At 51.0% G+C, this 22,347-nt stretch carries 22 protein-coding genes and 1 pseudogene; 20 read left to right on the top strand and 3 right to left on the bottom strand.

Annotation, left to right across the window (positions count from 1 at the left end; genetic code table 11):
• Positions 1 to 128: 128 nt before the first annotated feature.
• The 10 genes and pseudogenes from FYJ45_RS15395 to FYJ45_RS15345 form a co-directional block, all read left to right on the top strand.
• Positions 129 to 368: pseudogene (locus FYJ45_RS15395) on the top strand (conjugal transfer protein TraE); the annotation flags it as partial.
• Positions 369 to 647: 279 nt separating this feature from the next.
• The gene (locus FYJ45_RS15390; RefSeq protein ID WP_154465512.1) at positions 648 to 2,315 is read left to right on the top strand and encodes a C40 family peptidase; all 1,668 of its coding nucleotides are present in this window, start codon (positions 648 to 650) and stop codon (positions 2,313 to 2,315) included.
• 22 nt (positions 2,316 to 2,337) lie between these two features.
• Entirely contained in the window at positions 2,338 to 2,604 is a 267-nt protein-coding gene (locus FYJ45_RS15385; RefSeq protein WP_006574806.1) for a DUF4315 family protein, read from the top strand.
• Positions 2,591 to 3,265 (top strand): DUF4366 domain-containing protein, encoded by a 675-nt coding sequence (locus FYJ45_RS15380; protein WP_154465510.1) that lies wholly within the window; start codon positions 2,591 to 2,593, stop codon positions 3,263 to 3,265. The genes FYJ45_RS15385 and FYJ45_RS15380 overlap by 14 nt, the downstream gene beginning before the upstream one ends.
• A 188-nt stretch (positions 3,266 to 3,453) precedes the next feature.
• Complete coding sequence (locus FYJ45_RS15370) at positions 3,454 to 3,855, top strand: cysteine-rich VLP protein (RefSeq protein ID WP_154465508.1); 402 nt, start codon at positions 3,454 to 3,456, stop codon at positions 3,853 to 3,855.
• 132 nt (positions 3,856 to 3,987) lie between these two features.
• Positions 3,988 to 4,578: a defense against restriction DarA-related protein gene (locus tag FYJ45_RS15365; RefSeq protein WP_235930825.1), complete on the top strand. Its 591-nt coding sequence runs from the start codon at positions 3,988 to 3,990 to the stop codon at positions 4,576 to 4,578.
• Positions 4,579 to 4,590: 12 nt separating this feature from the next.
• Positions 4,591 to 4,773: a DUF4316 domain-containing protein gene (locus FYJ45_RS15360; protein WP_077727373.1), complete on the top strand. Its 183-nt coding sequence runs from the start codon at positions 4,591 to 4,593 to the stop codon at positions 4,771 to 4,773.
• Positions 4,773 to 5,114, top strand: coding sequence for a plasmid mobilization protein (locus FYJ45_RS15355; protein ID WP_154465504.1), 342 nt, complete (start codon positions 4,773 to 4,775; stop codon positions 5,112 to 5,114). Before FYJ45_RS15360 ends, FYJ45_RS15355 begins: the two co-directional genes overlap by 1 nt.
• Before the next feature lie 170 nt (positions 5,115 to 5,284).
• Positions 5,285 to 5,578: a CD1845 family protein gene (locus FYJ45_RS15350; RefSeq protein WP_021419844.1), complete on the top strand. Its 294-nt coding sequence runs from the start codon at positions 5,285 to 5,287 to the stop codon at positions 5,576 to 5,578.
• Positions 5,579 to 5,657: 79 nt separating this feature from the next.
• Positions 5,658 to 7,073, top strand: coding sequence for a relaxase/mobilization nuclease domain-containing protein (locus tag FYJ45_RS15345; protein ID WP_154465502.1), 1,416 nt, complete (start codon positions 5,658 to 5,660; stop codon positions 7,071 to 7,073).
• Positions 7,074 to 7,241: 168 nt separating this feature from the next.
• Here FYJ45_RS15345 and FYJ45_RS15340 read toward each other — a convergent pair whose 3' ends face one another.
• A complete protein-coding gene (locus tag FYJ45_RS15340) occupies positions 7,242 to 7,601 on the bottom strand; it encodes a helix-turn-helix domain-containing protein (RefSeq protein ID WP_154465500.1) in 360 nt (119 codons plus the stop codon).
• Between the two features lie 158 nt (positions 7,602 to 7,759).
• On the opposite strand from FYJ45_RS15340, the gene FYJ45_RS15335 reads away from it, so the two are divergent.
• From FYJ45_RS15335 to FYJ45_RS15295, 10 genes are all read left to right on the top strand, one after another.
• On the top strand, positions 7,760 to 7,942 hold the full coding sequence (locus tag FYJ45_RS15335) for a helix-turn-helix domain-containing protein (RefSeq protein ID WP_154465498.1): 183 nt from the start codon (positions 7,760 to 7,762) through the stop codon (positions 7,940 to 7,942).
• Positions 7,939 to 8,628 carry a response regulator transcription factor gene (locus FYJ45_RS15330; RefSeq protein ID WP_154465496.1) on the top strand — a complete coding sequence of 230 codons (690 nt, stop codon included), beginning with the start codon at positions 7,939 to 7,941 and terminating at the stop codon, positions 8,626 to 8,628. The genes FYJ45_RS15335 and FYJ45_RS15330 overlap by 4 nt, the downstream gene beginning before the upstream one ends.
• Complete coding sequence (locus FYJ45_RS15325; protein WP_154465494.1) at positions 8,625 to 9,566, top strand: HAMP domain-containing histidine kinase; 942 nt, start codon at positions 8,625 to 8,627, stop codon at positions 9,564 to 9,566. The genes FYJ45_RS15330 and FYJ45_RS15325 overlap by 4 nt, the downstream gene beginning before the upstream one ends.
• A gap of 98 nt (positions 9,567 to 9,664) precedes the next feature.
• A complete protein-coding gene (locus tag FYJ45_RS15320) occupies positions 9,665 to 10,588 on the top strand; it encodes an ABC transporter ATP-binding protein (RefSeq protein ID WP_154465492.1) in 924 nt (307 codons plus the stop codon).
• Positions 10,581 to 11,288, top strand: a complete 708-nt coding sequence (locus FYJ45_RS15315; protein WP_154465490.1) for an ABC transporter permease — start codon at positions 10,581 to 10,583, stop codon at positions 11,286 to 11,288. The genes FYJ45_RS15320 and FYJ45_RS15315 overlap by 8 nt, the downstream gene beginning before the upstream one ends.
• An 11-nt stretch (positions 11,289 to 11,299) precedes the next feature.
• Positions 11,300 to 12,151 carry a DUF4097 family beta strand repeat-containing protein gene (locus FYJ45_RS15310; protein WP_154465488.1) on the top strand — a complete coding sequence of 284 codons (852 nt, stop codon included), beginning with the start codon at positions 11,300 to 11,302 and terminating at the stop codon, positions 12,149 to 12,151.
• Positions 12,152 to 12,596: 445 nt separating this feature from the next.
• Positions 12,597 to 13,019, top strand: a complete 423-nt coding sequence (locus FYJ45_RS15305; RefSeq protein WP_154465486.1) for an RNA polymerase sigma factor — start codon at positions 12,597 to 12,599, stop codon at positions 13,017 to 13,019.
• Positions 13,020 to 13,529: 510 nt separating this feature from the next.
• Entirely contained in the window at positions 13,530 to 13,733 is a 204-nt protein-coding gene (locus FYJ45_RS15300; RefSeq protein WP_021419835.1) for a hypothetical protein, read from the top strand.
• 131 nt (positions 13,734 to 13,864) lie between these two features.
• Positions 13,865 to 14,041 carry a hypothetical protein gene (locus tag FYJ45_RS29615; protein WP_021419834.1) on the top strand — a complete coding sequence of 59 codons (177 nt, stop codon included), beginning with the start codon at positions 13,865 to 13,867 and terminating at the stop codon, positions 14,039 to 14,041.
• A gap of 89 nt (positions 14,042 to 14,130) precedes the next feature.
• Complete coding sequence (locus FYJ45_RS15295) at positions 14,131 to 15,639, top strand: recombinase family protein (RefSeq protein ID WP_021419833.1); 1,509 nt, start codon at positions 14,131 to 14,133, stop codon at positions 15,637 to 15,639.
• A gap of 147 nt (positions 15,640 to 15,786) precedes the next feature.
• Here FYJ45_RS15295 and FYJ45_RS15290 read toward each other — a convergent pair whose 3' ends face one another.
• Complete coding sequence (locus tag FYJ45_RS15290; protein WP_154465484.1) at positions 15,787 to 19,608, bottom strand: hypothetical protein; 3,822 nt, start codon at positions 19,606 to 19,608, stop codon at positions 15,787 to 15,789.
• Positions 19,605 to 22,148, bottom strand: a complete 2,544-nt coding sequence (locus tag FYJ45_RS15285) for an efflux RND transporter permease subunit (RefSeq protein ID WP_154465482.1) — start codon at positions 22,146 to 22,148, stop codon at positions 19,605 to 19,607. Before FYJ45_RS15285 ends, FYJ45_RS15290 begins: the two co-directional genes overlap by 4 nt.
• Positions 22,149 to 22,347: the final 199 nt, after the last annotated feature.

Here is a 22,347-nt window from a genome sequence, read left to right as displayed (position 1 = left end):
ACAGGTTTGATTGTTTAGACAACGAAATCTACTAACCGATGGAACGCCGTGTGCGGTGAAAGTCGCATGCACGGTGTGAAGTGGGGGAAAAGCCTGAGATGATATCAGGGGCTTACCTATCACTATAAAACTCGGACTTCCTTGTGCTGCTCTCGCAGGCGCAGGGCGACAGGCAGATTTTAGCCAAACAGCTCGGTATCAGCCCCCACCAGCTTTCCTATGTGACCCACACCAATTCCGGCGAAGGGCTGTTGTTCTTCGGGAACACCACCATCCCGTTTGTTGACCGCTTCCCGCAGAATACCGAGCTGTACGCCATTATGACAACCCGCCCGGAGGACAAGAAACAGGAAATGAAGCGGGCGTAACATACTTCGGGCCATGCTGGCCCGAGGTTTGGAAAGGAGGGATACGCCATCGGAAAGAAACCGGATAAACGGAATTTTCAAAGGCCGGGGCCGCCGGAGGATACCGGGAGCACTCGCCCCGGACCGGCTGACCGGGAAGGGCCTTCCCCCGCGCCGTCCCGACGCCTGCGGTTTGAGGACGAGGATACCGGGCAGACCGGCGCTTCGGGCCATGCTGGCCCGAAGTCCAAAAGCGGCAAGTTTCAAGAGGACAGCCGCAAAGCCCGCCCTTCTGACCGCATGAGGCAGGAGGATGACAGGGGCGGCCCGCAGGATACCGGCAAGGCGCAGGAGCCGGAGGGCTCCGCCGAGAAAGCCGGGAGCAAAAAGGACAAGTACCAGAAGGCGCAGGCCAAAGCGGAGCGCGCCGGGGAAAAGCTGGGAAAGGCCCGGGAGAAGCTGGATAAGGCCGAGGCGAAACGGGCGGCGCAGAAGCCGCCGGGGCTTGCAAAGAAAGCCGTCCGGGGAGCCCGCACCGAGGCATGGTTTTATTTCCACAACAAAATCCACGAAGTCGAGCATGAAAATGTGGGCGTGGAAGGAGCGCATAAATCCGAGCTGACCGCCGAGGCCGGGACCCGGAAACTGACCCGGTATGCCAAACGGCGCTGGCGGGAACACCCGGCCCGGAAGGTGGCAAAGTGGGAACGGAAGGACATAAAAGCCCGGGCCAATGTGGATTTTCAGAAGATGGCCGCCGAGCACCCGGAGCTTGCCAGCAATCCGCTGTCCCGGATACAGCAGAAGTGGAAACTGAAACGCCGGTATTCCAAAGAGGCAAAGGCGGCGGCAAAACAGAGCGCAAAGGCCGCAAAGAAAGCCGCTGCCGCTTCGGGGAATATGACCCGGCGGGCGGCGCAGTTTGTGACCCGTCATCCTGTGGCGGTTTTGGTTTTGGTGCTGTTGCTGCTGGTCTGCTATATCCTGTCGGCGGTAAGCTCCATCTTTCCCACGCTTGGCAGCGGTCTTGCCAATGCGGTGTCCGGCACTTCCTATGCTTCGGAGGACGCCGACCTGCTTGGCGTGGACGAGGACTACACGGCGCTGGAAAATGAACTGGCGCAGACGGTAGCGAACATCGAAAGCATCCATCCAGGCTATGACGAGTACCGCTATTCCGTGGACGAGATCGGCCACAACCCCTATGAGCTGGCGTCCTATCTCTCGGCAAAGTACCATGTGTATTTCCGGGAGCAGGTGCAGGACGAACTGCGGGAGATCTTCGAGGCACAGTATGAGCTGACCTTGACGGAAGAAATCGAGATACGCTACCGCACCGAAACCAGCACCGACCCGGAAACCGGAGAAACCACCACCGAGGAAGTCCCCTATGAGTATTACATCCTCAATGTGACCCTCACAAACAAAACGCTGCCTGCCGTGATCCTGCTGAGGCTGGATGAACAGCAGCGGGAAATCTACACCGTCATGCAGCAGCTCAAAGGCAACAAGCCTTATTTGTGGGAAGGGATTTATACCGGCGGCGAGGACACCGGCCCCAGCTATGAGATACCCGGCGAGGCGCTGGATGACCCGGCCTTTGCGGCGCTCATGGCGGAGGCGACAAAGTACATCGGCTGGCCTTATGTGTGGGGCGGCTCCAGCCCGTCCACCTCCTTTGACTGTTCGGGCTTTGTCTGCTGGGTGTACACGGCCAGCGGCGTCCACAACCTGCCCCGTACCACGGCGCAGGGCATTTACAACCAGTGCGCCATCATTTCCCCCTCCGAGGCAAAGCCGGGCGACATTATCTTTTTCACGGGAACCTATGACAGCCCCGGCCCTGTGTCCCATGTGGGGATTTATGTGGGCGACGGGATGATGCTCCATTGTGGTTCTCCCATCCAATACGCAAATATCAATTCAAGCTACTGGCAGACACATTTCTACGCCTTCGGGCGCTTGTGAGCCAGAAGAAAGGAGTCCTTGCATGAACAAGATCGACAAGCTCGATAAGGAGCTGGAAAAGGCCCGGGAGAAGGCCGCCGAGTGGCAGGCCAAAATCCGGGAGCTGGAAAAGCAGAAACAGGAGGAAGAAAACAGCCAGATCGTGCAGGCGGTGCGCTCTCTCAAACTGACCCCCGCCGAGCTGATGGCATTTCTGAACGACCCCAAAAACAGCCTTGCCGCTTCGGGCCACAATGGCCCGAAGCCGGAGGCACCCGAAAAGGAGGACACGGCCCATGAAGAAAACTAAATTTCGCAGGCTGGCGGTGATGACTGCCAGCCTTTTGTGTTGCCTGATCTTTACGGTCCCGGCTTACGCCCAGAGCAATGAGCCGCAGCCCGAGGCCACTCCCGCCCCGGTGGAAACCGAGGCGGAGCCGGAAACCCAGAACCCCTTTACCCCGGATGGAACGGGAACGGTGGTGGACAACGCCACCGACGAGGACGGCAAAGAGTTCTACACCATTACCACCGCAGACGAGAGTGTTTTCTATCTGGTGATCGACAAGCAGAAAACCAGCGAAAACGTCTATTTCCTCAACGCTGTAACCGTGGATGACCTTCTGCCTCTTGCCGAACAGGGCGAGGAACCAGCAGAGGAAGTGACCCCCGAACCGGAGCCGGAGCCCACCGAACCCGTGGAGGAAGTGACCGAGCCGGAACCCGAACCCGAGGCCGAAAAAACAGACAGCCCACTTCTTTCGCTGCTCCTGATCGGGGCGGTGGTGCTGATCGGCGGCGGTGCCGGTTATTACTTCAAGATTTACAAGCCGAAGCACGAAGCGCCGGACTTGGAGGACGACTACTGCGAATATGAGGACGAAGGGCCGGAGGAAATCGCAGAGGAATCCGAGGACGAGGATACCCCTCCGTGGGACGAGGACACGGAAGAACAGGAGGCCCACCAGTGAATTTTACCAACAGCCCCTTTGAACGAATGATGAAGGAAGTGCCGTGGCCGGGCCGGGGCAGCGATGACCCTTGTACCGGATGCCGCTACTACAAGGAGTGCAAAGGCAGGAAAAAACAGTGTCGGAAGAAATTCCGGGCGCTGATCGTGGAGCCCCGCCCTTCGGGCCATCGTGGCCCGAAGTCCTGAATGGACGCCCGGGAGCTGACCCGTGACGAGAAGAAGAAAATCCGTTCCCTTGTCACGGGGATGTGCGCCAACTATGACCGGGAAACGGGCCTGTGCCTGCCGCTGGACTGCGCCTGCTATATGCTGCACAAATGCTGGACGGGCGCTTACTGTCGGTATTTCCGGGAGGCCGTCTTGCCCCTTGACCCGGAGCTTCTTGCGGCGCTGACCGTGGAAGGCAGCTCCCCGGAGCTTCGGGCCTGTGTGGTCTGCGGGCGGGCATTTTTACCCGAAGGCCGTCAAGCCTACTGTTCCGACGCCTGCAAGGCCGAAGGAAACCGCCGGAAAAGCCGGGAACGCATGAGGAAAATGCGGGAGAAAAGGCCGGGCGGCGGTTACGATTTGCCGCCCCGAAAGGCTTGATATTCCGGGCTTTTTTGAGGGCGTTTCCGGGGCGGGAATACTGCAACCCATCCCGCCCCGGTTTACTCCCTCATTTCGTAACATACCACACTTCGGGCCATGTTGGCCCGAGGTACAGAAAGGAGGTATCTCTTGGAGATCGTACAAGGCTATGCCATTTTGAAAACAACCACTTTTGACAGCGGACACGGCTTTGCGCTGGGGCATAATCCGGGAGCGCCGGACCCATTTGTGACCTGGCAGTTTACCGAAGGCGAAAAGGGCCAGCGGGATTACTACTGGGGCCGCTATGGAAACAGTCTGGAATGGGCGCAGCGGGACTTTGATCGCCGGGTGGACGATTATCAGCACCTTTACCATGCAGCAGTCAAAAATACAGAGCTGGGCCCGGATGGCGTTTACCGCTACTATTCCACCCAGCGCCCTGTGGACATAGGCACCTACCCGAAGCCCCCGGATAACCTTCCGCTTTCCATCGTCAACTACGATGACGACAGGCGGCGTCCTGTGGCAAATGGCAGGCTGATGGCATGGGGCGAACTGACCTATGCAAAGCCGCTGACCGAAAAACAGATGGAGGACTATGAGCTGAAACCCGCGCCGGCTAATCCTGACCGGGCGCGCCCCTCCATCACCGCCCGGCTCAAGGATGGAGCCAGAGGGCAGGAACCCCCGAAGGAACCCAGCCAGAAGCGGGACCATAAAAACCATGAGGAACGATAAAGGAGGATTGCCATGCACGAAAAAGACAACTATCTGAAAACCGCCGAACTCTCCACGGAGCAGAACTGCAACATGATCGACGGCGTACCCAACAACACGCCCATCCCGCCTGCGCCCCCGGAGCTGGACGCAAAACCGCTGGATAAAGTGAAGGAGCCCAAAGAGCGCAGAAAGGGCCGGGAGCTGGAACGCTGATGGAGAACCGCAAGCGGAATGTCCATCTGCACGTCATGGTGACGCCGGACGAGCTGGCGGCCATCCATGAGCGGATGGCCGAAGCGGGCATTTCCAATGCCGGGGCTTATGTGCGGAAGATGGCTCTGAACGGGTATATCCTGCACATTGACCTTGCGCCCATAAAAGAATTGATCTCTCTGCAAAGGCGCTGTTCCAACAATCTCAATCAGGTCGCCGTACACGCGCATACCTACGGCGTGTACCCGGAGGAAATCGACGGATTGAAGCGGGACTATGAAAAGCTGTGGGGCGAGGTGTCAAAGGTGCTGCGGGAGCTCTCCGAGCTGGTGGCAAAGTAAGACGAGGGCGGCAGGCTTCCGTTGTGTGGGGCTTGCCGCCCTGTTCTTTTTTTACCACTTCGGGCCATGTTGACCCGAAGCTCCGGGACAGGATTCACTAATCTTTCGCAACATTTATGTCCCCGGGCAGGCATGATAAAATAGAGATAGAAAGAATAAAGGAGGTTTTGATGATGAAGATACTGCTGAAAATATTAGTCGCGCCCTTCGCTCTGGCGCTATCCCTTCTGGCGGCTCTGCTGGTGTTTCTGTTTGATATTTGCGCCTTCCTGCTGACGATTGCCTCCGTGATCCTGGCGGTGCTGGGTATCGCCCTCTTTTTCACGCCGACCCCCATTGGCGGGATTGTATTTCTGTTCCTCGCCTTCCTCCTTTCGCCGTATGGGCTGCAAGCGGCGGCTGGTTCTCTGCTTTGGGCGCTGGACGGAGGAAAATCCGCTCTGTATCGGTTTCTGGCAAGTTAAACAGCCTCGGGCCATGTTGGCCCGAAGTCGGGGCGGTCTGGATGGGCCGCCCTTTTTTCATAGAAGGGAGGGATGATTTCTGGCTACCACAACTTTGTTGCAGCGCCATGCGGGCGAAGGCGAAACGATTGCCGAGGCCATCCGGGATTGTCTGGACTATGGAAAAAACCCGGAAAAAACAGAAAGCGGAAAGTATATCTCCGCTTATGAGTGCGACCCTGCCACCGTGGCGGACGAGTTTCTTTTGGCGAAAGCCAGCTATGCCGCCATGACAGGCCGGGAACAGAAAAAGGCCAATGATGTACTGTGCTATCAGATACGACAGTCCTTCTATCCGGGAGAGATCACCCCGAAGGAGGCGAACCGTATCGGCTATGAACTGGCTATGCGCTGGACGAAGGGGCGGCACGCTTTTATCGTTACCACGCATACCGACAAGCAGCACATCCATTGTCACATCTATTACAACTCTACCACCCTTGACTGTACCCGGAAATTCCGAAACTTCTGGGGCTCCAGCTTCGCCCTCCGGCGGCTCTCCGACAGACTGTGCCTTGAAAACGGGCTGTCTATTGTAGAGAACCCGAAGCCCCGGAGCAAGGGAAAATACCGGAACTATGGGGAGTGGCAGAAAGAACGGAAAGGGCCGCTTTCGTATCAGGACCGGCTGCGCCTTGCCATTGATACTGCGCTGGCGGAGCGCCCCGCCGATCTGGACGAATTTCTCGGTCTGATGAAGCGGGCCGGATATGAAGTCAAGAAGGTTCGGGGCGGTGGTATCAGCTTCCGGCTGACCGGCCAGGGACAGGAACGCTTTACCCGTCTGCGGGCCTCTACGCTGGGGGACGGCTACGATCTGAAAGATGTTCTTGCCGCCATTGAGGGCAAAGAAAAACGCCCCGGACGCCCGGAGCGAAAAATCAGTCTAGCGGTGGATATTCAAGCAAAACTGGCTGCCGGTAAGGGACCGGGCTACGAGCGGTGGGCGAAGGTGTTCAACATCAAGCAGATGGCCGCCGCCCTCGCCTATATACAGGACAACGGCCTGACTGATTATGAGCAGTTGGCTCAGAAAGCCACCGAGGCAACCGACCATTTCCATGCGCTTTCCGAGCAGATCAAGCAGACGGAGCAGGCCATGAAAACCAATGCCGGGCTAAAGGCCGCAACGGTTCAGTATGCCAGAACACGCCCGGTCTTTGAGCAGTACAAGGCTGCCAAGTACAGCCGGAAATTCCTTGCGGAGCATGAGGCCGATATTGAACTGTACCGGGCGGCACAGGCGGAAATGCGCCGTCTGCTGGGCGGGGCGAAGCTCCCGAAAATGAATGTGCTGAAGGAGGAAGGCCGCAAGCTGACGGCAAAGAAAAAACGCCTCTATGGTGAGTACCAAAAGGCGCGCCGGGATATGCAGGAGATCGTCACCATCAAGGCAAATATTGATACTCTGCTGGGCTACACCGAGCCGGGCAGAAAGCAGGAAAAGGAGCGTTGAGGTTATGAAAACAAGGAGCAAAGCGACGCAAATACTTCGGGCCATGTTGGCCCGAAGATACGGGTTTGGGGCGAGCCCCAACAAGCAGCGTCCGGGCCTTTGTGGCCACGGAGGCATTGCTTGCCACTTAGCGGCACCCCCGAAAATGGCGCAAAAAAACAGAGGCCCTTATTCTGGAACCTCCGTTTCTCTGGCTTTCTTGAGCCCTTCGGCTGTGGCCTCCATAACAACAAGCTCTTTCTCATTCATCGAGCTTAAAAGCACATCAATGTGCTTTCTGCAACTGTTCTCTCCACGCTGACCTTCTGTATAGAAAAACTGATCTACGGAAATGTCGAACAGAGTGACGAGTTTGAAAAACAGGTTGAAGCTGGGGTGCTGGCCTTTGTTCTCAATGTTCATAATGGTGCGGTCAGTTTTGCCGACCAGCTCCGCCACATAGGCTTGCGTCCAGCCCTTTTCCTCTCTGGCCTGTTTCAGAGCCAACCCGAGCCCATGAAAGTCAAACCTTCTTTCGTCTTGGTTCATTCTCATATCACCCTATATCATTGTACATTTCGGGTTGGATTATGAGAATGTAATGCAATTTGATGTGAAGTAATATTTTATTTCGCCTTTATAGCAGCATAAACTTGTATTCTTCCAGCGATAGAAATATAATAGAATAGATTGCCGGAGGTGTAGATATGGATTATATGACGCTAAAAGAAGCAAGTGAAAAATGGGGAGTTTCGGTTCGGCAGATAAATTATTATTGTACAGCCAATCGCATTAAAGGTGCTATTAAAGTAGCAACAATCTGGCTGATTCCAAAAGAGGCAGAAAAGCCCGCTGATGGGCGTAGAAAGAAAGAGAGGAACAACCAATGAGAATATTGTTGATTGAAGATGATAAGGAGATAAGCGAAATGTTAAGCAGCTATCTCATGGCAGAAAACTTTGAAATTGTTTGCGCTGCCGACGGTCAAAAGGCATGTGAGGCTTTCGATACAGGTTCTTACGGTATCGTCTTATTGGATTTGATGATTCCCCAAATCACGGGTATGGAGGTAATGAAGTATATTCGTCAAAAAAGTACGGTGCCAATTATCATCATTTCTGCAAAGGATTCGGATTCCGATAAAACTTTAGGTTTAGGTCTTGGTGCGGATGACTATATTACAAAACCGTTTTCCATAACAGAGGTTATGGCGCGTATTAAAGCAAACATACGGAGAAATACCGAATATGCTGCCGTACAGCCAGAGCAAACGAAACTTGTGTGGGGAACATTGGTTATGAACTTAGAAAATCACACCGTCACAAAATCAGGTGAGATTATCGAACTGACCGCAAAAGAATTTGACATTTTACGGCTGCTACTGAAAAACCCACAAAGGGTCTATACAAAGGCTCAAATCTATTCTCTGATCTGGAACGATGCCTATATGGGAGATGAAAATGCCGTCAATGTCCACATCAGCCGTTTACGAACGAAAATTGAGGATGATCCACGAAAGCCGCAAGTTGTTATAACCGTATGGGGGATTGGCTATAAGCTGGGAGAACAGAAATGAGCAATGCAACAATTATCTTTTTGCTGACCATTTGTATTGCATTTTTAGTCTGTATCATTGTTTATCAACAGTTTGCGTTTCACGCAGGAACAAAGGCAAAGATACATGAGATCAGCAGCAAATTGAAAGAACTTCTTGATACCGGCAGCGACGAAAAAGTGACAGTCTTTACCGATAATAAGGCGTTGATAGAGCTTGCGACACAGATCAATCGAATGTTGGAAGATCGGCAGAAAGTAAAAGTGGAGTATCGGCGGGCTGAAATGGCATCCAAAAAAATGTTGTCCAACATTTCACATGATATTAAGACCCCCATGACCGTAATCCTTGGCTATTTGGAGATTATGCGTTTGAACGGAACTCAAAGCAATGAAATGTTGCAAAAAATAGAAAACACCGCCCACCGTGTAATGGAATTGATTACACAATTCTTTACTCTTGCTAAATTAGAGGCTGGCGATACAGATATGCCGTTGGAGCGTTTGAATGTAAACGAAGCCTGCCGGGAAAATGTTTTGGATTTCTATGAGCTACTCTCAAAAAAAGACTTTGAAGTTGAAATCGACATACCCGATCAAGTGTTGTATGCAAATGCCAATAAAGATGCGCTCCAGAGAATAATGTTCAATTTGATTTCTAATGCAATCCGCTATGGCAGCGAGGGAAAGTATCTGGGCGTATTTTTGCGGACAGATCAGGCACATCTCTATATCGACATTGTGGACAAGGGCCGTGGAATTGAAAAAGAATTCGCTGATTCTGTTTTTGACCGACTGTTTACGATGGAAGATTCCCGAAATAGCGCCATGCAAGGAAATGGTCTTGGATTGACGATTGCAAAAAACCTTGCCTTGCAGCTGGGCGGCGACATTACTTTAGAGAGCCAGCCGTACCAGAAAACAATTTTTACTATCACACTAAAGAAAATGGCCTATTAAACCATAGGCCATTTTTTCAAGAAAGAAATTCGTAAGATTTATTCAAGAGTTTTGAAAATCGAAATCTCTATAATCGCAGGTAGAAAGGAGGCAAGACTATGCCATTTATTCTACAAACAAATGGGCTTTCCAAAAAGATTGGAAGTAAGACGCTCGTCACTGATGTTGATATTCATATCCCCAAAGGAGAAATCTATGGTTTTCTTGGCCCCAACGGAGCCGGTAAAACCACAGTGATGAAGATGATTACTAACCTTTGGAAGCCCACCAGCGGAACGATTGAGGTGTTCGGGGAAGTGCTGACGCCAAAATCTTATGAAGTCTTAAAAAGGATGGGCAGTATCATCGAGTTTCCCACCTTTTATGACCACATGACTGGCCGCCAAAACTTGCAGCTCCATTGTGAGTATATGGGTTATTACAATGTTGACAGCGTTGAAAGTGCGCTGCAAATGCTGGATCTGACCGCTGCCGCCGATCAACCGGTTAAGAGCTATTCCCTCGGCATGAAAGAACGCCTCGGAATTGCAAGGGCCATCATGTGTAAACCGGAACTTCTTATTCTTGACGAACCCACAAACGGTCTTGACCCTGCGGGTATGAAACAAATCCGCGACTTGCTGAAAACGCTGTGTTCGGAGTACGGCATTACCGTTATGATTTCAAGCCACATTTTATCCGAAGTGGAAAGTATTGCAGACACGGTAGGCATTATTCATCACGGCAAAATGATGAAAGAAATTCGTATGCAGGATATTGAGGAAATGAACCTCAATTATGTGGAACTTTCTGTCACCGATGAAAAGCGAGCTGCTTATGTCCTGACTGACAAGTTAGGACTGCAAAATTTCAAGATTCTGGACAGCGGCAAAATTCGCATCTATGACCATGCGGTGTCCACCCAGCAGTTGACGAAAACGCTGGCGCTGAATGATGTCGAAGTTGTGAGCATCGGGAAAAAATCTGAAACGCTGGAGGACTACTTCTTGAAACTGACCGGGGAGGTGAAGGATCATGCTTAAACTCATTCGGCTTGAATGGAAAAAGAATAATGTGGGCAAGTACATTCGCAATGTGGTTATCATGTCGGCCCTGATCTGCCTGTTCATTTTTGCTCTTTGCTATCTTGGTATTGCCAATGATCCTGATACGGGTGTTCCTGACGCAGCACCGGGCAACAGCGCGATTTCTTCCTCAATCGAGCTGTTCACAAGCATGGCATTTCTGGTGTTTACCAGTGTCATGTTGTCCACATACATTGTGAGCGCCTATAAAAACAAAACTATGAATTTGATGTTTTCATATCCAATTAAGCGGCAGAAAATTCTTGTTTCTCAAATGCTGGCCGTATGGATTTTCAATTTCGTGGCTCTGGTGCTGACAAAACTGCTGATTTACGGCTGCATTTTGCTTGGCTCACAATTCATGGTTTCCTCGTTCCCGCTGGACTATAACATGGCAAGTATGGGATTTTATGTTCAGCTGCTCTTAAAGGCCGTTGTTATTGTTACCATGAGTTTTATCGCTCTGTTTGTTGGTATGGCTATGAAGTCCTCAAAAGCCACCATCGTATCTTCTTTCCTGCTGATTTTTTTGACACAGGCCAATGTTGGTGACTTTTCGTTGTCGGACAATGCCGTTCTGCCCGCTGTGCTTATGGTACTCTCCTTGGTTTTTGCGTTCCTATCTATTTACAATGTGGAAACCAAAGATTTGAACTGATAGGAGGTATTATGAAGAAAGCACCTCTTGTAATAATCAGTTTATTGATTCTCGTATGTCTAAGTGGCTGTGGGAAAAAAACGGTTACAGAAACCAAATCCTATGCAGCAAGTGAAATTACTGCGCTGCACATCAACGCATCTTCATGGAACGTGGCGTTGTCTGCTGGTTCCGAAAACGCAGTTGACATTGATATTTCTGGTTCGATTTCTAAGGGCGAAGAAGCGCCTGCCATTTCTTTATCTGACGGAACATTAACAATTCTGCAAGTGTCAGAGGATAGCGGAAAAAACGAAGTCGCTTTAGGCAAGAAAGGTCAGATAACAGTGACCATACCTTCTGAATTGACAGTACCCATTGAAATTAACAATGGGTATGGCGACATGGAAATCAATCACATTTCGGCCCCTGAATTTCTCTTGAATAATGACGCCGGATATGTGAGTTTTACCAACATTGAAGCGGATACATTACAAGTCAGTTCGACATCTGGAGATATAACCATAAACAGCAGTTTCATCCCGGATATATCTATTACATCATCTTCCGGCTATATCAATTTGAAGCAAACAGAGTATGTGGATTGTTCCCTGACGGCAAAATCTGGCGAAATCAATATTGCCAATGCCGTTTCTCATGGAAATCTCTCTTTGCAAACAGGGTCTGGCGACATAAGCATATCTTATCAAGATAAACCGGACAGCTTAACCTTTGATGTGGCGTCTGGATCAGAGGATTTATCTGTGAATTTTACAAGCGCCGATTATCAGATTGAAACTTCTGCTCGTAAACAAGGTATTATCGGTAAAGGCGAATACCAACTGACCTTAAACAGCGATCACGGAACGATTGTAATTAAATAGCTCAACAAATCTGCCGGGCGACGGCAAAAGAAAAAAGCCGTCGTACAGCAGCCCTTTTGACACGCTTAGTTTATCCTGCGGCGGCTTTCAGAGCCGCCGCTTCTTTTTGCTAAATTCAACGACGACCCTATATTTGCGACCAGACACGGCGGCATTAGGAGGATGCCGCCATGTTAATTTTACTTTTTCGTAGTCCTCATAACTTGCACCAGCTAAAAAAAGCATAGCCCCGCCTCCGGGTTATTCCGGCTATGTATGCGAAATTTGTTGGAACCTTAACTATTATGTCATTTCATGCGTCCGAGTGGCCTTGTGCCACCCGGGCGCTTTTGCGTTCTTATGGGGCCGCTTCGGGCCATGTTGGCCCGAAGTCATTCCCCGGTGTCGCTCCCCGCCGCCTTCGTTTCGGTCACTCGTCAACCACCAAACCGAAACGGAGGTCAATATGGCTATTATCAATCTGCGGGATTACTACCCGTTTTATACATCGGATTGCTTCATGGAAGTATCGGACGAAGTTGCTGAAATGTTCAAAGAATTTGACCGCAAGGAGGCTGCTTACCGGCTGCGTACATACCGCCATAAAGCCTACTATTCCCTTGATCGGGATGATGGGCTGGAACATGAGGCTGTCTTTGTCGCACTTTCGCCCCATGAGCTGTACGAGCGGAAAGTTACCATGCAGGAGCTTCACGCTGCTATTGCCAGCCTGCCGGACAAACAGGCAAAACGGATTTACGCCCATTTTATTCTTGGCATGACGAAACAGGATATTGCCCGGGCAGAAGGGGTGCATGAGAAAGTAGTCCGTGTGGCAATCGAGCGCGGGCTGCGGCACTTGGAAAAAATTTTGAAAAAATCTCTGTAAGGTGTACCGATTTAGGCCAAAAAATGAAATGGCTTATGAGAGGCAAAACACTTCGGGTCAAGGTGGCCCGAGGTTCGGACAAGCCCTCATGCAAATCGAAAACTGAATAAAAAGGCACCCGGATACGAAGGGAAATGCGCTGTGTGACAGGCCCGCCATGACCTCTGCTTTTGGAGAATACAGTCCCTATAAAACAGAGCGAGCGATCAGGCTCATGTCATAGGTGGAGCAAGGCTGGTTCCACCGGAACAGGCACATAACCCGGATACTTGCGTTTAGTCACAGTCCGAGCGTTGAAGCGGCCTTGCAAGCCGTGATCCGTCGCAGGCAATGAGAACGCCTTGCCATCAGAATGGGGAGAGTTGAAATACTATGGGGCAGAAAGCCTATGCCCGTCCGGTGTGTCTGTAATGTAGTAAAAACCTGTGGGGAGCCCTCTGGCAATGCTGTCTGATGATAGGCCAACCAATCCGGCGGGGCTCCCCATCTTTTTTCTCAAAGGAGTTTCTTATGGAAAATGCGTTTGGGATGTTTCCCGGTTTTGAGCCGGATGAATGGAGCAACGACGCCTGCCGCGGCTATGTCATCATGGCAATGGAGGACTGCGGCTTTTCAAAGAAGGATATTCGTCGTGTTGTGGGACAGCTTTATGAAGTCTTTGATCTCAACAGTGTGGAGGACGCCAAACAGAAGTTCCACTCCAGTCCGTACTGACCTCGGGCCACATCGGCCCGAAGTGGAGAAAGCTCAAAGGGCGGCACCAGCGGGTGCCGTCTTTTGACATTTCCCCACAGGACAAGAGGGAAACGCTGGCAAGTACACCCATTCTGAAAAGGAGGTTTTCAATGACACAGGCCGTCACATATCAACGAGAAACAAAGTCTGTACCCTTTCAAGGGAAAACCATTGTGCTGGAAAGCCTCACGCCGGTACTTTCCCCGAAGGAGAAGGAGCAGCGCAAAAAAGAAATTGAACGCCGTCTTTACGAGGTGTTCAGTAAGTACGGGGACAGGTTTCACTAACCATTCGCAACATTGTTGTCCGGGGCTGCTGATAGTATAATATAGTTGTAAGGTTGGTAGCTCCATTCCAACAAGGAAAGGAGCCCAATATGGAATTTATCAGAGAAGATTGCATTTATGCGAGACAGTCAGTAGACCGCAAGGACAGTATCAGCATTGAAAGTCAGATTGACTTCTGCAAGTATGAATTGAAAGGTGGGAGCTGCCGGGTATTTAAGGACAAAGGCTATTCCGGCAAAAATACCGACAGGCCGGAGTTTCAAAAGCTGCTGGGCGAGATCCGCAAGGGAAAGGTTCGGCGGGTCATCGTGTACAAGCTGGACCGGATAAGCCGCTCTATTCTGGACTTTGCAAATATGATGGAGCTGTTTCAAGAGTACGATGTAGAGTTCGTATCATCCACGGAAAAGTTTGATACCTCGACCCCGATGGGACGGGCCATGCTGAATATCTGCATTGTATTCGCCCAGCTTGAACGTGAGACAATCCAGAAGCGCGTCACGGACGCCTATTATTCCCGGTGCCTGAAAGGCTTTCACATGAGCGGTCAGGCTCCATACGGCTATCAGTTGGAACCCACGGTGGTAGAGGGTATCCGTACAAAAAAGATGGTTGCCGACCCCGTAGCCGCCGACCATGTACGGCTGATGTTTGAGATGTACGCCGAACCGGAAACCTCTTTCGGAGACATTACCCGCTACTTTGAGGAACAGGGTATCAAGATTTACGAAAAGTCAATGGTTCGGAGTTTTCTTTCCCAGCTTTTACGGAACCCTGTTTACGCACAGGCCGACTTGGAACTGTACGAGTTTTTCAAGAGCCAGGGCGCAGCGATTGTCAATGACGCTTCCGATTTTGCCGGAACAAACGGCTGCTATCTCTATCAGGGGCGGGATGTGAAGGAGGACAAGGACAGGTGCCTAAAAGACCAGATACTTGTTATCGCTCCGCATGAAGCATTGATCCCCTCTGACACATGGCTGAAATGCCGGAAAAAGCTCATGGCAAATACCACCTTCCAGCAGGGGCGGAAACCAAAAAACACTTGGCTGGCCGGAAAAATCAAATGCGGGCATTGTGGGTATGCGCTGAAAGCCACCCATGTACCAAACAGCACAGGCTATTTCCGCTGCACCAAACGGACGGAAAACAAAGGTTGTCCGGGCTGCGGGAAAATCCGCAAAGAAGAATTTGAGCAATTTATTTTCTCGGCCATGCAAGAGAAGTTCAAAGATTTTCAGATACTCCACGGCCAAGAGGAAAAGGTTAATCCGAAGCTGACAGCCTATCAAGTAGAGCTGGCACAGGTGGAGGCAGAAATTGAAAAACTGCTGGACACGCTGACCGGAGCCAATGCGACCTTGCTTGCCTACGCCAACAAGAAAATCGAAGAACTGGACACCCGCCGTCAGACCATTTCAAAAGCCATAGCCGATTTGAGCGTCGAAACCATATCGCCCCAGCAGATAAAGAAACTTTCCTATTATCTCGACAACTGGGAGAGCATAGATTTTGACGACAAAAGAAAAGCCGCCGATGGCTTGATTTCTACAATCAAGGCCACCAGCGACCGTGTTCAGATAGAGTGGAAAATCTGACATTTCCGCTCTATCGCCCCTCATTTCTATTTTATCTCGTTTGTACCCCTTGTACACCGACGCTTCCGCAGCTTTATATATTTCTTGAACTGTCTGATTCTATAAACCGGCATTTATAACGATTTTTGTGTATTCTTGTTTTGTAGCCTAATCTTCTTTTGTGGCCTTCTTTTCTTTTATGGCCTTATCTTCCTTTGTGTCCTTCTCTTCCTTTGTGTCCTTCTCTTCCTTTGCCGCCTTCCTCCTGTTCCTTCTCCGTTTTCCTGCTCTGCCAATCATAACCGCCATAAGAAGCGCCACACCGGCAACGCCAAGCACGTAATACATAACCTTGCTTTCTGTTATTCCATAAACAGCAAAGGAACAGCCATAGGGAACGGACGCAGTCAGATAGCTTCCATCCTCTTTCGTTTCCACCATTTTCCACTTACCGTCGCTGCCTGCAATCCAGACCTGTGCGCTGTCAGCCCCTTCCGGTATGAGGAAATGTGCTGTCATTTCCGAAGTTTTCTCATCCTCAGGCTGTTTTTCCAGCGACCAGGAGTAAGCATAGGCACAGGCTTCTTCTCTTTCCGGAGACTGGCATCCGTCCAGCGAAAGAAGCGTATTTTCATAAAAATTACCTTCCAGAAGGAACAGCGGCTTGCCGTTCTCCGCCTTTTGTGCGGAGGCCAGGCTCAATGTCCACCTCTGTTCTTCGGCTTCTACCGTAATATTTTCCGTTACCTTACGGACCGGAAATTCTATGTTCCATTTTGTATATCCACCTTCTGCAGAAATCTTCGGCACATCCTCTTCCTGTATGCTTCCGCCGTAAGGGATCGTCAGTGTGCCGCACACCTCATCCCCATTTTTAAAGGTAATGGTAACCGTGGTAAAGCCCTGGGGTATCTCCTCCTTCTGCATCAGCTCCTCATAGGCACAGCTCTCGGCCTTGCCATAATAGTTGATGTTATCAATACCGCCCCATTCATCGGAAACAAAATAATTGGCAGAAAGCTCCGCTTCCTCATTCACATGCCCTGCGATACTGCCGATATACTCTCCTTCATCACTTTCCAGAGTGCACATTGACGCACAGCCGCTGATGTTATAGCCGTCTCCCGCGATGCCGCCCAGATAATCCACTCCGCTGATATTGCAGAAGGAATAGCTTTTATTGATGGTGCTGGTGCTGACACCGGCGATTCCGCCCAACTTCTTTCCGCTTTCCGCACTGATGTCGCCGTAATTTTCACAGTCGTAGATCAGGCCCAGCTCCTCGCTGCCTGCAATGCCGCCGCAGTTATTTTTCTTTGCATTTATTTTCCCGTAATTTATACAGTGAATCACCACATCATTGGTGGTGGAGCGTACCGCCACATCCGTCAGCTTGGATAAATCCAGATCCAGCTCCGGATCAAAGTCATATTCCACATTCATGGTCCCTGCAATACCGCCGGGGTTAATATCCGCGTCCACAGACCCGTTATTCGTACAGCCATAAATAACTCCCAGCGTCTTTTCCGTCACATTTCCGGAGGAAATATCCAGCAGGGGATCGCCGTTTCCCATCAGGATGTTCAGATCCGCATTCATGGAATCCGTAATCCGCTGCTGTGTATTCATCAGGCCCTTCATGCTGTCCGTCAGACTCTGGATGCCGCCGTCAATGGAATCGGTCAGGCTGTCAATCGTATCCCCTGAAAGCTTGCTCTGATCCGTCAGTTCATTGGAAATATTGTCCGCAGCATCAGATACCGAATCCCCTGTGGTGGAAATAGTGTTCTGCATATTTTTCATATTCCCGGAGATGGAGGATATTTCGTCCTTCATTTTATTCAGGTTGGATTCTATCTCCGGATCAGGCTCCGGCTTCTTCAGCTCACCTTTTTTCTTGTCGGTTTTATCCTTGATGTCATCGATTTGATCCTTGATCTCATCTTTGATTTCATCCTTGCCATCGGTTATATTCCCGCCTTCATCGCCCGGATTTGCATCGGAATTATCTCCTGCATCACTGCCGCCATTTAGGGAAGCATCATCCGTCCCGCCAACAACAGTACAGCTGATAAATGCCCCCTCTTCTCCTGTCGCAGTAAGCTCCCGGACCTGATTTCGTCCCAAGAGCGCCCTTACACCATATACTGCCGCATCATTCTGTCTTTTCTGCACAGAAGCCCGTGCGCTGTCCGCCCCTTGCACGCCTGCTTCCTCTGTTTTTCCGCTGTCCTTTCCACCAGAACTGCCGCTTTCACGGTTTTCCGCCTTTCCGGAGGAACCGCTGTCCGAAGAACCGCCGCCGGAATTGCTTTCCATACCGCTGCCGCCGTCCGTACTTCCATTCCCGCCGGAAGAGCCGCTTCCTTCAGATCCGCTTCCGCCCGCACTACTGCTTCCTTCGGATCCGCTTTCGCCTGCACTTCCGCTTCCGCCGGCTCCGCTGCCGCCCTGGTTCCCCGAACCGCCGTTGCCATCGGAACCATTTCCTCCGCTGCCGCCGGAATGGTTCTTATTATCCCCCCCGCTTTCCGACTCATCCTCAGAAGGTGTCTCCGCAGGATCCGTATCGCCCTTGCCATCCTCACCCTTATCAGGGATAACCGGCTTAATCTTATCAATCTCATTCTTCACATCATCGACAACGCCGTTGACCGTATCCATAGCGTTATTGATGTCACTGCGGACACCATCCACCAGTCGTTTTACCGTATCATTTCCCAGATTTCCGATGTTGTCCAGCGCACTGCTGATACTGTCGATATAGTCCCTTGTTTCCTGATGATCCTCGGAAATCGTATCACGGAGTGAATTCACTTCCCGGTTCAGGCTGTCAATCGTATCCTCATACTGCTTCTGGAGCGCCTTTGTATACTCGCTGGCATCACTGGAGGTCTGGCTGAGAGCATCCGACATCTGTATCACCAGACGATTCATAGTCCCCAGATCATCCTGCAGCTTTTCCAGACGGTCCGACAAATATTCGGATTCCATATAAGGCTCAGCCTGGCCGGCAATACCGCCCACGTCCTTACGTCCCAGAATCTCCCCTTCATTTTCACATTCAATAATGGTTCCGCTCTGTCTTCCGGCAATGCCTCCCACGTTGTAGCCCACATGCGCATACCCCACCGGGCCGCGGTTAATACAGCCTGTGACAGTCCCGGAGGTGATCCCTGCAATTCCGCCGCTGTCATTTCTGGTAACCACATTCTGCGTCAGATTCAGGCTTCCCAAATCCACGCCATCCAAATCCAGAGTCGGCTTCAAATCCTCTCCATTCACCACACATTCGCTTACGCAGTCCTTAAGCAGCCCTTTATTTTCACCACATATACCGCCGGTGCCGTTGGTGGCCGTAACCGTGCCGGATGCGCTGCATCCCACCACCTTCCCGTCCGCTTTATTATAGCCTACGACTCCGCCGACTGATTTGGATGCGGATACTGTGCCATGAAAGGAACAGCCAGACAGCATGCCGAAATTCATACCTGCCAGGCCGCCCACATTTTCCGCGCTGCCGTCCATCCGCACAGTCCCTTCCACAATCAGTTCTTCAACCACCGCATTTTTCCCAAGATAGCGGAAAAACCCATAATCGGAACCTTTCCTGGAAAGTGAGAACCCGGATATGGTATGCCCGTTTCCTTTCAGCGTCCCGTTAAAATATGGTATTCCCTGAAAATCCGTCCCTGTCAAATCAATGTCTGCAGTCAGGGAAAAGACCTTCCCGTAACTATACCAGTCATTCCTGCATTCCTGTGCAAAGCTTTCAAGCTCCTGAACATTGGATATTTCGATGCTGTCCACACCTTCTGTTCCCTGCACAGCAGTTTCTGTTTCCGCTGCACCTGTTTCCGCTGCATCATTTTCATGCTTTCCCGTGCTGCCTTGCTCTGCCGCCATGCATCTGCCCGTTTCGGAGGCAAAGAGAGAAAGGGCCAGCAGAAAAGTCAGCGCGGTTTTTTTCATATATGCTTTTGCTTTCATTCCTCATCTCCTCCTTTCCCGGCAGCTTCCGCTGCCCCGCAGCCTTCCGGAAAAACGGTATCTTCCGAAGTACCGCCATCCTGTCCTCCGCCATCAAGCATGTCAATATTCGTCTGCTTTCCGGGCACCCAGGTTTCCAGGGATGCATTCATTTTACCCTGGAAGCTGCCCTTGATATCCGCATCGATTTCGCCCTGAATGTAGCCCCTCACATGCCCTGTAACCGACATTCTTCCGCCGATTTCCCTGGCATTGTACTTGGACAGATTTATGGTAAGAGCCGTCTTTTCAATAATATAGTCGCCGAACAGCAATATCTGCGGCAGCACGAACAGTACCAGGATAATGGAAATCAACGTTCCCCGTCCCAGCGCAATACCAATGGAAGCCACGGTGGCATCGGAGGCGATCCTGCCGATCAGGAAGCCCGCGCAGGTCAGGATGGAGCCGGACGTAAAAATTGTGGGAAAGGACTGGTTCAGTGTCTCCACAATTGCCTCCTTTATCGGCATCAGCTGCTTCAGCTGCAGATACCGGTTGGAAATAACGATGGCATAATCAATGGTCGCGCCCATCTGGATTGCGGATACAATCAGGTACGCGATAAAAAATACAGGCTCCCCCGACAAAGCCGGAACGGAGAAGTTAATCCAGATACTACCCTGGATCGTCAAAACCAGCAGTACGGGAAGTCCCGCGGACTGGAAGGTAAAGAATAGGATTATCATGACAAACAGCGCCGTCAGGATGCTGATAATCAGGTTATCGGAGCCAAAAGAGGACATCAGATCATGATCACTGGTGGAATTTCCCACCAGGATCACATCCTTCCCAGGATAAAACCGCCTGCAGATTCCTCTGATCTCATCCATCGCCGCATAAGTCTCTTCCCCCTCCACCGGCAGCCGGAGAGACAGTACAAAGCGGCTGTAATCCTCTCCCTGCAGCTGCTGCTTGGCATCATGCAGCGTATCATACAGCTCATTCAGGTTTTTATCCATTTCATCATCCAGCGTCACATATCCCTGCTCATACTGATCATACAGGAACAGGAACATGTCGATAATCGGGACATCATACTCATCAATTCCCGTAAAAACAGGTCCGTACTGCTCCTGGTTATAAGCGTAGGCCACATAAAGAAGCCTGACAATCTCAATATCCAAATCCGCAAGCTCCGAAAAATCCCTGGGCGAAATCTTATCCGTGAGCACATAATCATCATTGATGGACACATTGGCCAGCCCCAGGGCACTGTCCACATAATCCAGCTTCTCTATTTCCTTCAGCGTCTTTTCCTCCGCCTCATAATTTCCCCTGGGAACCATAACCACCAGCTGATTGGAGGTCCCGAAGGCTCCCTCTATCTTCTCCTTGGCGATTTTTGACTCACTTTTTTTCGCGCTCTCCACGGAGCTGGTATCATAGATGTATTCGCACCCGCTGGATTTGAGAAAAGCAAATACAAGCACCAGCACAAACAGCGGCGGTATGATGTATTTTGTCTTATTCGCCAGTTTCCCTGCAAACGTTATGTTAGGGACATAGCACCTGTGATGGGAGTTATCGATCCCTTTGGCAAAAAGCAGCAGGATGCCGGGCATCAGCAGGAATACGGAAACCAGGCTGAAAATAATCGCCTTCACCAGCACAATACCCATGTCATAGCCCAGCCTGAACTGCATGAACATCATGGCCACCATACCTGAAATGGTGGTCAGCGAGGAAGCGCTGATTTCCGGTATGGCCTTGGACAACGCCACCTTTACGGCGCTTTCCGCATCCATCGTCTCGTGCTCCTCCATAAAACGGTCGCACAGGATAATGGCATAGTCAATCGCCAGCGCCAGCTGCAGCACCACCGCAATGGAATCGGTGACGCTGGAGATGGTCCCCAGCCAGTAGTTGGTCCCCTTGTTCAGTATGGCTGCCACGCCAAAGGTAATCAGCAGCACCGGAATTTCCATATATGCTTTTGTGGAAAGCAGCAGCACCGCAACGATTATAATGACGGCCAGCACCAGGATCAGATTCATGTCCTTTGCCAGGGCTTTGCTCGTTTCCTCTTCCGCCCCGACCTCCGTAGACACATAGGTATCGTAGTCCGCCAGCGTTTCCCTGACCGCGTTCATGGCATCCTTGCTTACCTGCTCCTCTTCCTCTCCGGAAAAAGTAATGTCATAAAGAGCATTGGTCCCCGTGTAATGATCCTCGGAATCGTCAAAAGCCACTTCCTTCACGCCCTTGACCGCTTCCAGCTCATCCACCAGCTTTTGAGCATCCGTATATGTAATATTGGACACCATCACCCTGGCGCTGCCATAGGTCAAAAACTGCTCCTCCATCAGATTCAGCCCCCGGTTGGTCTCACTGTCCGCCGGCAGATATTTGGTAATATCCTGATTCACCGAAACCTTATTGACAGAAACCACGCTGTAAATAATCGCAATAAAAAAGAGCACATAAATGGCTTTACGTTTGTTGACAATAAATGTAGCCACCGTCAACCAGAAATTCCCTTTTTCTCTTTTCTCTTCCATCGAAGACACCTCTTGTCATATACTTTAAGTCACTTTCACAAGAGGCAATTATAGTCCCCTCACCGATTATTGGCAAGCTGGATTCCGCATTCTTTTTTACCCAATTCTCTCCAAGTGTCCAAAAGCGCCGGCTTTTCCCCTGAAATACCATAAAAAGCGCCTTCCCTTTTCGGGGAAAGCGCTTTCTGAAATTCAATGC

Source organism: Eisenbergiella porci (assembly GCF_009696275.1).
GTDB lineage: Bacteria > Bacillota > Clostridia > Lachnospirales > Lachnospiraceae > Eisenbergiella > Eisenbergiella porci.
The sequence above is the reverse complement of the archived record's forward strand: the minus strand, read 5'-3'. Positions and strand labels throughout refer to the sequence as shown.